Origin of the sequence: Pseudoalteromonas sp. AOP31-A2-14, assembly GCF_052378035.1 — a bacterium.
Classification (GTDB): domain Bacteria; phylum Pseudomonadota; class Gammaproteobacteria; order Enterobacterales; family Alteromonadaceae; genus Pseudoalteromonas.
Genome location: NZ_JBQSXI010000002.1, coordinates 541,784 through 557,163, shown reverse-complemented (window position 1 = coordinate 557,163; position 15,380 = coordinate 541,784). Strand labels below are relative to the sequence as shown.

The 15,380-nt window shown below is 39.1% G+C and carries 14 protein-coding genes; 9 read left to right on the top strand and 5 right to left on the bottom strand.

Translation table 11 applies throughout. The annotated features are described in order from the left end of the window. The first annotated feature begins 6 nt into the window (after nucleotides 1-6). The 6 genes from ACT3S9_RS18370 (at nucleotide 7) to ACT3S9_RS18345 (ending at nucleotide 5,050) form a co-directional block, all read left to right on the top strand. Nucleotides 7-411: a DUF4440 domain-containing protein gene (locus ACT3S9_RS18370; RefSeq protein WP_441835283.1), complete on the top strand. Its 405-nt coding sequence runs from the start codon at nucleotides 7-9 to the stop codon at nucleotides 409-411. A 65-nt stretch (nucleotides 412-476) separates the two neighbouring features. After that, nucleotides 477-1,724 carry a sensor histidine kinase gene (locus tag ACT3S9_RS18365; protein ID WP_441835282.1) on the top strand — a complete coding sequence of 416 codons (1,248 nt, stop codon included), beginning with the start codon at nucleotides 477-479 and terminating at the stop codon, nucleotides 1,722-1,724. Between the two features lie 8 nt (nucleotides 1,725-1,732). Further along, complete coding sequence (locus tag ACT3S9_RS18360; RefSeq protein WP_441992858.1) at nucleotides 1,733-2,263, top strand: response regulator transcription factor; 531 nt, start codon at nucleotides 1,733-1,735, stop codon at nucleotides 2,261-2,263. 392 nt (nucleotides 2,264-2,655) lie between these two features. Further along, complete coding sequence (locus ACT3S9_RS18355) at nucleotides 2,656-2,907, top strand: hypothetical protein (RefSeq protein WP_441835281.1); 252 nt, start codon at nucleotides 2,656-2,658, stop codon at nucleotides 2,905-2,907. Between the two features lie 145 nt (nucleotides 2,908-3,052). Continuing rightward, complete coding sequence (locus tag ACT3S9_RS18350) at nucleotides 3,053-3,322, top strand: CBU_0592 family membrane protein (protein ID WP_441835280.1); 270 nt, start codon at nucleotides 3,053-3,055, stop codon at nucleotides 3,320-3,322. 288 nt (nucleotides 3,323-3,610) lie between these two features. Then, the gene (locus ACT3S9_RS18345) at nucleotides 3,611-5,050 is read left to right on the top strand and encodes a coniferyl aldehyde dehydrogenase (RefSeq protein ID WP_441835279.1); all 1,440 of its coding nucleotides are present in this window, start codon (nucleotides 3,611-3,613) and stop codon (nucleotides 5,048-5,050) included. 300 nt (nucleotides 5,051-5,350) lie between these two features. Here the strand turns inward: ACT3S9_RS18345 and ACT3S9_RS18340 are convergent, their stop codons facing one another. Continuing rightward, the gene (locus ACT3S9_RS18340; protein WP_441835278.1) at nucleotides 5,351-6,076 is read right to left on the bottom strand and encodes a tetratricopeptide repeat protein; all 726 of its coding nucleotides are present in this window, start codon (nucleotides 6,074-6,076) and stop codon (nucleotides 5,351-5,353) included. Nucleotides 6,077-6,582: 506 nt separating this feature from the next. On the opposite strand from ACT3S9_RS18340, the gene ACT3S9_RS18335 reads away from it, so the two are divergent. Continuing rightward, nucleotides 6,583-7,446 carry a DUF6279 family lipoprotein gene (locus ACT3S9_RS18335; RefSeq protein WP_441835277.1) on the top strand — a complete coding sequence of 288 codons (864 nt, stop codon included), beginning with the start codon at nucleotides 6,583-6,585 and terminating at the stop codon, nucleotides 7,444-7,446. 80 nt (nucleotides 7,447-7,526) lie between these two features. After that, nucleotides 7,527-8,534, top strand: coding sequence for a GGDEF domain-containing protein (locus ACT3S9_RS18330; RefSeq protein ID WP_441835275.1), 1,008 nt, complete (start codon nucleotides 7,527-7,529; stop codon nucleotides 8,532-8,534). Between the two features lie 6 nt (nucleotides 8,535-8,540). Here ACT3S9_RS18330 and ACT3S9_RS18325 read toward each other — a convergent pair whose 3' ends face one another. The 4 genes from ACT3S9_RS18325 to ACT3S9_RS18310 all read right to left on the bottom strand — a co-directional run bounded on the left by ACT3S9_RS18325 (nucleotide 8,541) and on the right by ACT3S9_RS18310 (nucleotide 13,204). Then, nucleotides 8,541-9,158, bottom strand: coding sequence for a PqiC family protein (locus ACT3S9_RS18325; protein WP_441835274.1), 618 nt, complete (start codon nucleotides 9,156-9,158; stop codon nucleotides 8,541-8,543). Continuing rightward, nucleotides 9,158-10,813, bottom strand: coding sequence for an intermembrane transport protein PqiB (gene pqiB / locus ACT3S9_RS18320; RefSeq protein ID WP_441835273.1), 1,656 nt, complete (start codon nucleotides 10,811-10,813; stop codon nucleotides 9,158-9,160). The genes ACT3S9_RS18325 and pqiB overlap by 1 nt, the downstream gene beginning before the upstream one ends. Beyond that, nucleotides 10,810-12,039 carry a PqiA/YebS family transporter subunit gene (locus tag ACT3S9_RS18315; protein ID WP_441835290.1) on the bottom strand — a complete coding sequence of 410 codons (1,230 nt, stop codon included), beginning with the start codon at nucleotides 12,037-12,039 and terminating at the stop codon, nucleotides 10,810-10,812. Before ACT3S9_RS18315 ends, pqiB begins: the two co-directional genes overlap by 4 nt. A gap of 352 nt (nucleotides 12,040-12,391) precedes the next feature. Further along, entirely contained in the window at nucleotides 12,392-13,204 is an 813-nt protein-coding gene (locus ACT3S9_RS18310) for an acyl-CoA thioesterase (protein WP_441836342.1), read from the bottom strand. 234 nt (nucleotides 13,205-13,438) lie between these two features. Between ACT3S9_RS18310 and dnaK the strand changes: the two genes are divergently transcribed. Then, complete coding sequence (gene dnaK / locus ACT3S9_RS18305; protein ID WP_441836341.1) at nucleotides 13,439-15,358, top strand: molecular chaperone DnaK; 1,920 nt, start codon at nucleotides 13,439-13,441, stop codon at nucleotides 15,356-15,358. Nucleotides 15,359-15,380: the final 22 nt, after the last annotated feature.

Genomic DNA, 15,380 nt, shown 5'->3' with positions numbered 1-15,380 from the left:
GATACTATGAGTAGCAAAATAAAGGCATCGTTATTTAATCACCTTGTCGATGCGCAAAGGCAATTGCTTGAGCCTGAGGTAAGACAATCCACCCAAGCACTGGATGATTTACTTGATGATGATTTTATTGAGATTACAGCAAATGGTACATCGTTTAATAAGTTTCAAGTACTGACCCGTTTACCGACCGAAGTTGTCCCCCAGTTTTATAATCAGCATTTTAAAGGGCGAATGCTTAGCGAAACGATTGCTCAGTTAAGTTATCAAGCGGCTTTTAGGCGTTCTGCATGGGCCGAATTTAATTATTCAGTACGTATGTCGCTTTGGCGATTTGATGGAAAAAAGTGGAAAGTGGTATTTCATCAAGGCACGATATGCGAACAGTTTGCCATTTCAATGGATGATGATTAAGCGTTCAATATAGCGTATTATAACGTCACTTATGAACTTTTTATAATTTAGCTATGGCGTTTTTAATGCAGGCCGACCCTGCGATCAGTCGTTTATTGATGCTTAGAAGTGGCGCGATAGCCGTGCAATTTTTCGCGGTACTTGCGGTGTATTTGTTACTTGACCGGCAAATTCATCTATTACCCTTATTAGGTGTGATTGGTGTTGAGTCATTATTTCAGGTCGGTAGTATTTTTGCATATCGAAATGTTAGCCAAGCAAAGCCAATAGGCATGTTGTTACAACTGAGTGCCGATGTACTTTTTTTAGCCTTGTTGTTGTCACTAAGTGGCGGGGCTACGAATGCATTCGTGTCATTATTGTTATTGCCGATTATGATTGCAGCAGTTACGGTTAACAGCAAAGGCCTAGCTTATATAGCGATACTTGCTATTGTAGCTTACACTTTATTGTTATTTAAAATGCCGCATCATGCTATGCATCAAACGGACATGGCGAGTCATTTTGTGGGTATGTGGGTTAATTTTGTGGTTAGTGCCATTGTAATCGCGCTGGTTATTGGCACCATGAACCGCGCGTTATATCACCGTGAACGCGCTATTTCAAAAGCCCGTGAGGCTCAATTACGTAATGAACAGTTAGTTACCTTAGATGGCGCCGCAGCACAAATTACTCATCAATTAGCAACGCCAATTGCAAACTTACAATTACTATTTGAAGAATTAGTAGAAGACGCCCCTGATAACCTGACAGTAAAAGAAATGGCTCAACCACTTAAGCAATGTGCAGCTCAACTAGCTGGCTTTAGAAAGCTGTCTGAAAGTCTGCGGGTACAAAGTGACATTGCATCTATGAGCTTACATGAACTACAGCAACAAATTAGCGACAGCATGTTGTTACAGTATCCAAGCCAAACACTAACGTGGCTAACTGAAGCCCCTCATTATAAAGTGTATAGCGATCCTATGTTGCTGCCTGCTATTTTGAACTTGCTGCAAAATGCCGCGATGGCCAACAAAAAAGCGGATAAAAATTCTATTGAGTTAAGTTGGGACAGTATTTCTGAAAAGTCATCCAATATTCCTTCAACAGTGAGTTTATTAATTCGCGATTTTGGAATGGGATTTTCTGAGCAGCAACTGAGCCAGTTAGGTGGTCAGCTAATGCCCAGTGATAATGGGATGGGGCTTGCTGTTCTTTTATCAAATGTGACTTTTGAGCGTCTAAAAGGATCGCTTACTTTATTTAACCATAAAGAAGTTGGGGCGCTTGCTAAAGTGAAATTAGTAATTGTAGAGGACGATAATTCGTAATGAATGAAATGAAGTTACTTTTCATCGAAGATGACATCAATCTTGCTGCTACCTTATCTCGGCGTTTAACCAAGTTAGGGTATGAATGTAAAGTGGCTCATAATTGCACTGATGCGCTTGATATAGCGAATGCATTTTTACCCTCACATGTACTGTTGGATATGAAACTTGATCAAGATAATGGTTTAACGCTTATCGCACCTTTACGCCGCTGTCTTTTTGGGGCGCAAATAGTATTACTTACAGGCTTTGCAAGTATTGCTAGTGCAGTCGAGGCAATGCGCTTAGGAGCAGATGACTATCTTACTAAACCTGTTGATATGGCGTCATTGAGCCAAGCTTTGACGGGCGTCAAAAGTAGTTCAGTACCGACTCAAATGATACAAAATAAAGTAATGTCGCCAGAACGATTAGAGTGGGAACATATCCAGCAGGTACTACAAAGTAACCACGGTAATATTTCTGTTACTGCTCGGAAATTAAATATGCATCGACGTACGCTACAACGTAAATTGCAAAAAAAGCCAGTGCAGCAATAACGCCTGTTATTAGTTTTCCTTCGGCTTTTGTAGTCAAACGCACAAGTAGGGCACCTTAAAGCGCTATCGGTTAGTTTATCTAAGTAAACCTATAAGGGTCATTTACAGTGACTTCGAGAATCTAATTTATTATGTAGAATCGTACTTATTGATTCATCTACGCTTGATCTTTTAGCAGTATTTTTTGCAGCTCTTTCTTTTTTTGCTTGGTTTATGTTGGGTAGCAACTGCATTTAGGAGCGTTACGTTTTTGAGCACCCGCAATTGAACCTGTTTTTAGTCAACGCGGGTAATCATATTTTATAATTTACGCTAATGGGGCTGGTATTGGGGTTGTGGCCTTAAGTTTGTTACCATAATAAGTGTTTTAAACTTTTAAGTGGTTATATTTTATGGCAAAACCCAATAAAAAGGGGCCAACTAAAACTGTTGATATATTTTGCGGGCAATGCAAAACTCAACTTTTTAAATATCGTAAAGGTGGCAAAGGTGCCTTGGTAAAATGCTTTATTGAGCGAATTAGCCAAGACTTTACAACTGAAATAGGCATATGCCCAAAGTGTACACGCCCTTTTGCTCGCCAAACTATGATCCGCGGTACCCCGGCTCTTAAAATTATCGGTGGTAAAGTAACTCATAAGTAGCGGACATTTATCCTCGTTTTGCCTTCCTAAATTGCTAGAATCTGCGGCTTGCTGTTTCAATGATTGAAAACAACCCTCCCCATGGAGTGGGCCAGTATTGTGGGTTTACAAATACAATTGAAATAAATGGATAAGGGAACCCTTCGTGATTGCACTTTTGTTTGATATTATTGGTATGACTGGTACTTTTTTAGTGGTTGGCGCATTTTTTATGCTGCAACTAGGTAAAGCTAATGCCACCAGTTTGCTATACAACATGATGAATTTAATTGGTGCCATACTATTGCTTATTAGCCTTTGTTACAATTTTAACTTAGCAAGCTTTGTAATTGAAATATTTTGGATTGCAGCGTCAATTATTGGGCTCTTCAACTATATTCAAAATAAGCGCCGAGCGGCAGCGTTACAGGTTTAATGCTCACTATTTTTTATAATATAAAAAATAGTGACGTGAATTTAATCATGGCGGCAAAATGTGCCGTCATTTAATTTAGTTACATCATCCCCCAAATCTCAATTCCACTTTTATGCGAGTTTAAAGCTTCGCAAGCACTATTATATAACGATAAAATAAATCAACAGAGACTAGTTATGCTCTTTAAGTGGTAACAGATGTACTCAGACAAAGCTTAATAGTTTAAGTTAGTCCTTTTATTGCTGCCTTTAAAAAACAAAGTTATAGTGGTATTACTTTCATTTATTTATGAGCTTACCTTTGTCATCTACATTCTTACCAGATATTACCGTTACGCAGCTAGGTTCTGAGTTCGAGGCATTGCAGCAACGTTTTATGGCCGAACCTTATTTGCCAATTTCAGAACGCATTGCGTTGTTAACATTACTTAAGCGTAAGTTATTGGTATTAGAAACTGAGCTTGTGGCTGCCAGCTCAAAAGATTTTGGCTACCGAACTGAGTTTGACACAGTGATGGGGGACTTATTACCGACCATAAAAGCTATTTCACATACCCTAAAACATTTAGACAAATGGGCTAAAGACTCGCCACGTCGTGCGGGGTTTAGTTTGGCACCTTCAAAAGTCTCGGTTAGTTATCAACCCAAGGGGGTGGTAGGTATTATTGCCCCATGGAACTATCCTATTCAACTTGCACTTGTGCCACTTATTACTGCACTAGCTGCCGGTAATCGTATTATGCTAAAACTCAGTGAGTTCACCCATTATACCAATCAAGTACTTAAGCGTATTTTTACTGACGAGTTAGATGAGCATTGCAGCATCATTGAAGGTGGGGCTCATACAGCAGAGCAATTTAGTCAATTACCATTCGGTCATTTATTTTTTACTGGTTCTACGGTAGTGGGCCGCCATGTAATGGCCGCGGCAAGTTCAAACTTAACCCCTGTCACGCTTGAGCTTGGTGGAAAATCACCTGTTATTGTTACTAAAGATGCAGATATAAACCAAGCTGCGAAAGCTATTTTGTTCGGCAAAATGGCAAACGCAGGACAAATATGCGTCGCGCCTGATTATGTATTAGTTGATGAAGCGATGTACCAGCCACTGCTGGATGCGTTGATTAGCCTTTATAAAAAATATTATGGTCAAGGTGTAGAAGGAAAAAACCTCAGCTCGATATTAAATGATAAACACTTTAAACGACTACAAAACTTGCTTGATGATGCTAAAGAGCAAGGTGCAGAAATTATCAATCCGCTGTTAACTAATCAACAAGATACGGACAAGCATCGCTTGGGCTTACATTTGGTGACACAATGTAGCGAGCAAATGAAAATAATGCATGAAGAAATTTTTGGTCCATTATTGGTGATTAAGCAATACCAAGCACTGACTCAAGCAATTGATTATATAAAAGCCAAGCCGCATCCTTTAGCGCTTTATGTAATGAGTCATGATGAAAAAACCAATCAACTTATTAAACAGCAAACCCAAAGCGGCACACTAACTGTTAATGATGTTTTGATGCAGGTAACTGCCGAAGATGTCCCTTTTGGTGGAATTGGCGAGTCAGGTATGGGTAATTACCACGGTAAAGAGGGTTTTATAACTTTTAGTCATGCGCGAAACATGCTTACTTCGGGGCGCTTCAACCCACGATTAACTTTACTATTAAAAAAAAGCAAACTATTAATGCGTGTTTTAAAGTGGTTATATTTAAAGTAAGGTTGCACACATTTTTTATAGGCTTTATGCTTAAATCGTTTCAGGATACGAGTGTCGTTGGAATTAAAGCGGTTTAGGCAAGACATTGATAACCAGTAATAACAGTCCTATTGTTTAAAAAATAACACATTATAAGTCGCTTTAAATCAACTCGTTGGTCATTCTAGGGGCACACTTACTCTCTGGGCTGTTACTTCTTAACAGGGGGCTTTCATCGTGGCAAGCAAAGTAACGCCTTGATATTAAATTAAGCCCCTGCGAAGTGCTGAATTCTGCACTTGAGGTGGTTTGGCTATAATACTAAAACATGCGGTTTTCACCTGCGTATAAGCCAGCTTGAATTTTTTCGTATAGGGCATCGGCTTTTTCTTTGGCGGCTACGACTTCAGCTGGCATTAATTTTTGCTCATCAAGTTTGCGACTGTGGCTTGCTTGCATATTGCCGTTATATTCAGCGATGGTATTCCAAATATATGATTTTTCGATATTCTTTTGAACGCCTTGGCCTTCAAAGTACATCAGTGCCATATTAAATTGGGCAAGGGTGTAGTTATTGCCTGCAGCTTTTTCGTACCATTGCATCGCTTCTTTGTAATCTTGTGTTACGCCAGTACCATTGGCGTACATTACACCTAAATTAAATTGTGCAGCTGGTAAATTTTTTGCAGCCGCTTTTTTATAAAGTGATACGGCCATTTGTTTATCAAGTTTAACGCCTTTACCTTCTTCATAAAGCACAGCAAGGGCAAACATTGAATCAGGGTGGTTTTTTTTAACTGCTTGCTGATAAAGCGCCGCAGCCTTTTTGTAATTACGAGTGACACCATGCCCTCCTTCATACATCTGTGCTAGTTCGTAAATACCTGGTGCAAAACCATTATCTGCAAGGTAATTAAACTCTGTAAGAGCTTCTTCAAAGCGACCTTCGTTGGCGGCTAATATGCCTTCTTCTAGGCCTGCGTGAGCGACACCTGAGAAACTTAGTGCGCTAAGCATTAAAATAATTGGTAATTTAGGCTGCCACATGACACTGCCTCCAGATAATTTATAACAGTTTAATTCTAGCTCTAAGTAAGGAAAGTTCCAACTTACAGCTAAGAATAAGAATAATACGAATAAGATACAGATATTGAAGAATAATTTAAAGCAATAAAAAAAGCCCCAGCGGGGCTTTTTGGTTCATATCAACCGTCACCGATATGAGCAATGTAGCAAGTAGCGTGATTTTATATAAAAACTGAGTCGAATAAGCTTTTATTCAAGCATCACGTGCTTGATCAAAACGAGATTAAAAGTCCAGCATCCTTACTGGCATTCTTCCCTAGGGTACTGAGGTCGGTTTACTGTATTGGCAATGCAATAAGTGTTTAACTATCTCGCTTTGATACGAACGATTATCACTTAAGTTTATTTATGTGTCAACAAGTAAATGATAATTATTATTGTTTATGTGTTTTATTTTTACTTAATGATTTACAGTATTAGCTAAGTTGATTATCTTAAAGATTATCTTAATCACATAAGCTTTAAAAATGTTATTTAAAAATAGTAAGTTAAATATAAAAAAATATGTGGTAGGCAGCTTGCTCTTATTACTCAGCGGGTGCTCTGCAAGTTTTACTTACAATAACGTTGGCTGGCTGTCATCGTTTTGGATTGATGATTATGTTGATTTGAATAAACAGCAAAGTAAAACGGTTAAAGCGGTTATTAAAAAAACGCGTAACTGGCATCGAAAAACACAGTTACCACTTTATAAACAAGATCTTATAAATCTACAGCAGTTGTTATTAAAAGGCCCGGAACAGGGAGAATTAATTACTCATTTTGAACAAGCTAAGCAGCACTGGCAGGTATTGGTCGCGCATGTAAATGATGATCTAATCGACATTGCGATAACCCTTGATGAGTCACAAAAAAATACATTTACTCAAGCCATTGCAGAGCAAATGGACGAACAACTTGAAGAGTTTAACGAACAAACCACCCAACAGCGCCGCGAAGAGCGTTTAAAAGAACAACTTGAAAGATATGAAGATTGGCTTGGCAAACTGACAAGCGCGCAAGTTGAACTAATCACTAATGCTAATGCGCAATTTAACTCTACTTTTTTACTATGGCATAGCTACAAGCAAGCACGGCTTGATAAACTCAAACAAGTTTTTACCAAATCAGCTATTGATGATGACAAGTTTTATAAACAGCTTGCACATATCATCCTTGAGCGTGAGGCATTCATGAGTCCAAAATTAGTTGAGCTTGATAAACAAAACTTAGCTCGTTACGCTGGTTTGCTGGTTGCATTAAGATCAACCCTGAGTGATAAGCAGATTAATCAGGCAAATGAAAAATTTGCTGAAATGATTAAAGAAATAGATGACTTGATGAATAACTAAGCGAATATTTAATCGTGTAACTTGTAGTACTAAAGTGTTTGTGTATAAAATGCTCTGGTTTTTTCTTATTAAGTAAAAAGATGGATATTACAGCGTTAAACAGCACCTTTATTTTACGTGGTAAAGTACTCAAATGGATGTGTATATGCTTAGGTACGCTTGGGTTCACTTTTGCCGTTTTCAATTTATTTTATAATAACTTTATATTGCTAGGAAATTTAGAGCTACTTTTTGCAAGCTATTGTTTTTATATATATTTGTATAGCCGTAAGTCAGTTTATAAAGTGTGGCAGCCACTCAGTATCTGCATATTTATTACTTTACTTATTGTCATTGGCTGCTACTTTTCCAGTATAGCAAATGGGTTGTTTGTGTGGACCCTCGCATTACCTATTTTATATTACTTATTGTTAGGTAGGTGTTTAGGCTTTGCTCTGTCTTTGTTACTTATTGTTATACAAGGCATCATTTTTGCCGCTAAAGCAGAATGGTCTTTATACCAGGTGCTTAACCTCACCCTTAATATGACACTGTGTTACATTAGCATTTGGGCCGTTGCTCATGTTTTTGAAGCAACCCGCGCTGAGTACTCAAAACGCTTAGAAAGCCTTGCTATGCTTGATCCTCTTACCAATATTGGTAATCGCTTAGCAATGAATTATTATTTTGCTACGCAGCTTGATGATAAAAGTAAATTATATACCTTATTAATGGATTTAGATTACTTTAAGAGTGTTAACGACGAGTATGGTCACGAAGTTGGTGATAAGGTATTGATTGAAGTAGCCAATAGATTACAAGGTTTAATAAATAAAGGGAGAATATTTCGTATTGGTGGGGAGGAATTTGCTCTGCTTATTAATGCGAAAAGTGACACTCAAGCTCACGAGATAGCACAAAAAATCAGGTGTTCTTTTGCGAATGAAGCAATCAATATTGCAGATAAAAAAATTACAGTAACAACCAGTATTGGAATGGTAAGTTACCAATATGGGCAAACCTTAGCGCAAACAATTAAAGCTGCAGATGGGCTACTTTATCAAGCAAAAAACAATGGTAGAAACCAAGTTGTAAATTCGTCAATCTAAAAGCCTTTAGTTAGCTTCATTTAAGTACTCAGCAGTTCGCAGGTTAATCGCTTGCCAGTTTAATGACAGCGTAGTAACTAGTCCTTCGTACCCATCCTCAACGAGTGGTGTTGTCTCATTAAAATAATGAAGTGTTTGTAAAGAGCGGCCTTGCTCTGGTGTTGTTTGGTAAAGCCGCCATAAACCTGCAATTATTGCATTGCCTTTATTATCACCATTAAACTGATGTAGTTCATACTCTAACTCGTAATAGCTTTGTTGTTCTTTATCAGTAACAACGGGTAACCCTTTAACTACCATCCAATCGGGCAGGGCTGTAAATAAACTATAGTGGGCACTGGCGCTAAGCATTTTATCAGGCGCTTCACTCCATAAATGGTAGTTAGCTGCGTTGACTTGATTATTTTCCATTTTAATAGCAATACCACGGTTATTGAGCGCACCTCGTAAGTCGACGGTACTGAGTCGTAGTTGGTAACGTGTATCTTCAGCGCTGCGGCTCGCTGTACTAATAGGTTGTTCGAATTGGTAATACTCAATCGGGGCATTAAGTGATTGACTACACGCCGTTAATAAAACTAAGCTACTTATGATAACGAGCTTGATACTTGAAAATATAGCCATTATTGTTTCCTCGGGGTTGGATCAGCAGGCAGCGATTTGTCAAAAATAAACATGTTAGGTTGCTCGTTTAAGCCGCGACTAAGCGGTTGTAGCTCTTCACTCAAGCGTTTAAATTCAGAAAGCGTTTGTTGTAATTGGTGGTGAAACTGCGAACCTTGTTGGTAACTTGCCATGGTTTTTTCAAATTGCTTCATGGTGACATCAAATTGCTGCATGCTTTTTGTCATTTCAGCAAAGTTACGATTAATATCGCCGGGTAAGTTTTGAGTATCTTGTTGACTAAGGAGCTCTCGCATTTCGTTTGCCAAAGCTTGGTAGTCGGTGAAGGTGTCTTGCATCTGCGATAAGCTATCTTCAACTTTTAAATTATTCACTTTATTTAATACATCAGAAACTTGGTCGGCAAGTACGGTAATACCACTTGAAACACTAGGAAATACGTCATATTTCGCAAGTGTTGATATGCGAGCAGGCTTTGCATCGGGATAAATATCAAGATCAACATACACAGCGCCGGTTAATAGATTACCGGGTTTGAGTGATGCGCGCAGACCATTTTTAACCCTACCGTCAATGCTGTTTTGCCAAAATTCACGAGCTGATTCACTATCGTGATAAATACGGCCATATTCTATTTTAATTAACGCAGGCACAGCGGTGTTGTCAGTGCGAAAATGCGCTGGTTTACCATCAATGATCACATTCGCCGGGGCTTCAACTACAGTGCCGACTCGCATGCCACGATACTCAACCGGTGCTCCGGGGCGCAGGCCACGAATTGACTGTTCAAACTCAACAATATAGTGATCAAAATCCAAGAACCGCTCTTCTAGGGCATCTTTATAGCTACTGCTAAGTGAAAAGCTATGGCCGTCTTCAGCGATATCGCCGGGAGCTTGTTGTTTAGGAAGTCCTACCGAAATTCCACCTTTAAGTAATTGGCTTAACGAACCAGTATTGACGTTAATACCATCTGCAGATAAGTCAATTTCAACACCTTCATTGACCCAAAATATAGAGTTTAATGTAATCAAGTTTTGATACGGCTCTTTAATAAAAACACCGTATTTCATTGCTTGGTTTTTCCAGTCAAATGTTGAAGTTTCAATTTGACCAATTTTATAATTCTTAAAGTAAATACCGGTACTTACATCCATTACTTCAGCATTATAGCTAAGCAAACTAAAACGACCGCCTTTAACGTCTTTAGCAATTAAAGCAGGTTCATCTTGTAACTCAAATTTTTCGGTTGTTTTTTTGCTTTCACCAGGTGAAAACTCTAAGTATACCCCTGATAAAAGTGTACTCATGCCGCTGATGCCGGTTTCGTCAATACGAGGTTTAACGACCCAAATTTTGGCATCACTGGTTAGTAAATCATCGTAGTTTTTATCTATTTGTGCGCGAGCTATAACACTGTTATTTTTATCGGATAAGCGCACAAGATCAACTTGACCTATTTTAACACTACGCACTTTTATCTCAGTTTTACCCGCTACAATTCCATCAGCATGAGGCATTTTGATATAGATAGTAGCCCCTTTATTTATTTGATGTTGGTATAGCATCCAAGCACCAACAAGTAGGGCAATAAATGGAATGAGCCAAATTGCAGAAATGGAGGCTTCTTTTTTTACTTGAGCTGTTGCAGTCATGCGAGTGTCTCTGTTTGTTTTTTCTTTGGTGAATCCCACAATAAGCGAGGATCAAATGCATGGGCTGCCATCATTTGACATAAAACCATTGCTGTAAAAAATAATGTGCCGATACCAGGGGTTATCGACATTAAGTTACCTAGTTGCACTAAGGCTACTAAAATTGCCACCACAAATACATCGATCATTGACCATTTACCTATAAACTCGGTTAATTGATATACCCGAGTGTAGATTTTACTTTGCTGTGAAGCTGGTTTTGATACCACCGCGCATAAAAAGCTTAATACTAATGCTTTAGCTAAAGGCACCACAACGCTTGCTAAAAAGATAATTATTGCAATAGGGTACGAACCTGAATGCCAAAGCATAATAACTCCCCCTATTAAAGTAGACGCAGATTCATCACCTAAATTAGTGGTATGCATAATAGGAAATATATTGGCAGGGATATAACAGGCAACAGAGGTAATAAGCCAAGCCGTCGCTTTTTGTATGCTGTGAGGGTTGCGTACATGAGTTTGGCTATGACAGCGTGAACATTTAGTGCCTTCACACAGCTGATGGCAAACATGGCAAGCGCGCAAGTAACAGTCTATAGCACGATAAAGACCAGATGTATTCTGTATTTTTTTTATCGGTTCAATCTGCTCCCATAACCTAGGCCGGTTTAAATGGGCTAGTGCGGCAATATAAAATATTACAAAAGCAACATATGCCCAAAAGCTAATGCCAAAGCTAATATCAGCTAAAGACATAACTTTAACCATGCTGACTAATACACCGATCAGAAAAATTTCCGACATGATCCAAGGTTCAAGCGCCAGAGTGAACTTTAATAACCTGCGTGAAACAGGCCGAGGGAGTGTTTTTAACATGCCTAAATGCAGTGGTAATATTAATAGAAGCAGTGTCATAGGTAGACCAATAATACTGATGTCGATAAATAAACCAAGTAAGTCACTATCGTAATTAAAAAGAATTTTTGCTGCATCAGGCAAGGTAATTGTTTGTGTTATGCCATTACTACTAAATGAAATAAACGGGTAAAACATACTGCTGACAAGCATCAGTAATGCGCTTAGGCTAAACGCTACAATACGTTGATCGTAATCGACATCTGCAGAGCAAACTTTGCTATGACAATGAGGGCAGACAGCCATTTTTTTTGCCAAAATACGCGGTATATCGATAATTAAATCGCAACTAGGGCAGGCAGTTTGCAAACGGTATTCCCAGTAAGAAACAATAGTAAATGAAGTTTGCATCAAATATTATATAAATACAAATATGAAATGGACATTCCTGAAGCGGTTAGTTCTTTATTGCCTCTTTATCTATTGAACGATAGCGGCACTGGGCTTGTAGTTTTGAATATTTAAACCACCGCTATTTTTTCTAAAGATTCGAGCGCTGTTTTTTTAACCGTAAGGTGCTATCAGAAGAGTTTGATCTCGGTTTAACACACATTATCAATAATGGTGAATACACCAAAGCTATGGCATTTGGCGAGAGTGAATTGAAGCTTAAACCTGTAATAAACAAACCTTTAATAAAAAGTTCCGTAAAACAATCACGTTAACTAAACACAGCCACAGTCTGGCGGGTAAGTGCAATAAGTTGTCCTGATTGTGACCAAATAGCGCCATCTTCTAAACCATATCCACCTTGGCTGTGATGGGTAATTGCTTCAAAACCTAGCCATTGCTTTGACTCAAGCGTAGGTAACTGTACAAACTCTAAGTACCACGACATGCTACTGGCAGGCGCAGGTTGTTTAAACATTTGTAATAAAGTAGGAGGCCAAGCATCTGTTAATGCAATGATATGTGCTTCAGTGATTGCCGCTGGTTGATGATTAAACTTCATCCAACCACCAAGGTGAGAGGTCTCAGCTCCAGTAAATGGCATCGAGCCTTGCTCTGGGCACAGTGATACGTGCTGAAAAAACGCAGGCATAATGCCTTCTTTATAAGGTAGTGTATGACTTTCATCTACAGGTTTTAGGGTCATTTTCTTAGTCACTGGAACTGAAATATTCGATTCTCTTTGCTTACCAAAGCAGGCTTGAACAATCACACAGACTTGATCATTTTGGATCGCTTTGACTAATACTTGAGTGCTATTTTCACCTTCTCGTAACACTTCAACATTAATAGTAAAGTCAGTATCTGCTAATAAAGGCCCGACAAAGTTAGTGCTTATAGAAAGTAAACGACGGCTTTGATCTACCTGTTGACGAACCGCTTGATACAATAATGCAGCTGATAACCCCCCAAAAGCTGTTCTGCCCTGGCACCAATTAGCTGGAAATTGCATAGACGTTGATGACGATTCTGGTGATAATTTGCCTATTTGTGCTGCTCGTTCTAGTAATTGTTCAAAGTGCATAACACTTCCTTTTAAAGTATTTGTGTTTTTATAGCACACAAAATCTTGTCAGACCAGTTGTCGGCGGAGACAAAAACAGGCTAAAAACTGGCAATCCACATACTTTGTAAGGCTATTTGCAAAATAAATTACAAAAAATGCCTTTTTTTTTATTTTTACAGTTGAATTCAGTATCTGGCATCCCTATTAACTAGTCATCGAACGTAATAATGAATTTGAAGTTGGAGAATATTCATGGGTAGAATTATTGGAATTGACTTAGGTACTACTAACTCTTGTGTAGCAGTACTAGACGGTGATAAAGCACGCGTAATTGAAAACGCGGAAGGCGATCGCACAACACCATCGATCATTGCGTATACGCAAGACGGTGAAACCTTAGTTGGTCAGCCGGCTAAACGACAAGCAGTGACAAACCCAACTAATACAGTATATGCAATTAAGCGTTTAATTGGTCGTCGTTTTGAGGACGAAGAAGTACAACGCGATATCGGCATCATGCCATTTCAAATTATCAAAGCTGACAATGGTGATGCTTGGGTAGAAGCCGGCGGTGAAAAACGCGCAGCTCCTCAAGTTTCAGCTGAAATTTTGAAAAAAATGAAAAAGACTGCCGAAGATTTCTTAGGCGAAGAAGTAACAGCAGCAGTAATCACTGTTCCTGCTTACTTTAATGATTCACAACGTCAAGCAACTAAAGATGCTGGCCGTATTGCAGGTCTTGAAGTTAAACGTATCATCAATGAGCCTACTGCCGCTGCACTTGCTTACGGTATGGACAAAAACAAAGGTGAAAACGTTGTTGCAGTATACGACTTAGGTGGCGGTACTTTCGATTTATCAATCATTGAAATTGATGAAGTAGAAGGCGAGCATACATTTGAAGTACTTGCGACTAACGGTGATACACACTTAGGTGGTGAAGATTTCGATAACCGCGTTATCAACTACCTAGTAGCTGAATTCAAAAAAGACCAAGGAATTGATTTAAAAACTGATCCTTTGGCGATGCAGCGTGTTAAAGAAGCTGCTGAAAAAGCTAAAATTGAATTATCATCAGCGCAATCTACAGAAGTTAATCTTCCATATGTAACGGCTGATGCTAGTGGTCCTAAGCACATGAACGTGAAACTAACACGTGCCAAGCTAGAGTCGCTAGTTGAAGACTTAGTAACTAAGTCAATTGAACCACTTAAGCGTGCACTTGCTGATGCTGATTTATCAGTAAATGATATCAACGACATTATTCTAGTGGGTGGTCAAACACGTATGCCACTAGTACAGAAAACGGTTGCTGATTTCTTTGGTAAAGACCCACGTAAAGACGTTAACCCTGATGAAGCTGTTGCAGTAGGCGCGGCAATTCAAGGTGGTGTATTAGCTGGTGACGTAAATGATGTATTATTACTAGACGTTTCTCCGTTATCACTAGGTATCGAGACTATGGGCTCGGTAATGACAGCACTAATTGAGAAGAATACGACGATTCCTACTAAGAAATCGCAAACTTTCTCAACAGCAGAAGATAACCAATCTGCAGTAACAATTCATGTGTTACAAGGTGAGCGTAAACGTTCAAGCGATAACAAGTCTCTAGGTCAATTTAACCTAGAAGGCATTCGTCCTGCACAACGTGGTACTCCACAAATCGAAGTAACATTTGATGTTGATGCGGATGGTATCTTACATGTATCTGCTAAAGATAAAGATACAGGTAAAGAGCAAAAAATCACGATTCAAGCATCTTCAGGTCTAAGCGATGATGAAGTTGAAAAAATGGTTCGTGACGCAGAAGCACATGCTGAAGACGATAAGAAATTTGAAGAGCTAGTAGCTGCTCGTAACCAAGGTGATGCAATGGTTCACGGCACGCGTAAGCAAATCGAAGAAGCGGGCGATGCGTTACCAAGTGAAGACAAAGAAGCGATTGAAGCGGCTGTTGTTGACCTAGAAGCAGCAATTAAAGACGGCGATAAAGAAGAAATCGAAGCGAAAACACAAGCGCTTGCTGAGAAATCTCAAAAGCTAATGGAAATTGCGCAAGCGAAAGCCCAACAAAGCGAAGGCGACGCGGGTGCAGAGCAACAAGAATCAGCTAAGCAAGATGATGATGTTGTAGATGCAGAGTTCGAAGAAGTAAAAGACGACAAGTAATTGTTGTTACCGCTTCTGCCTA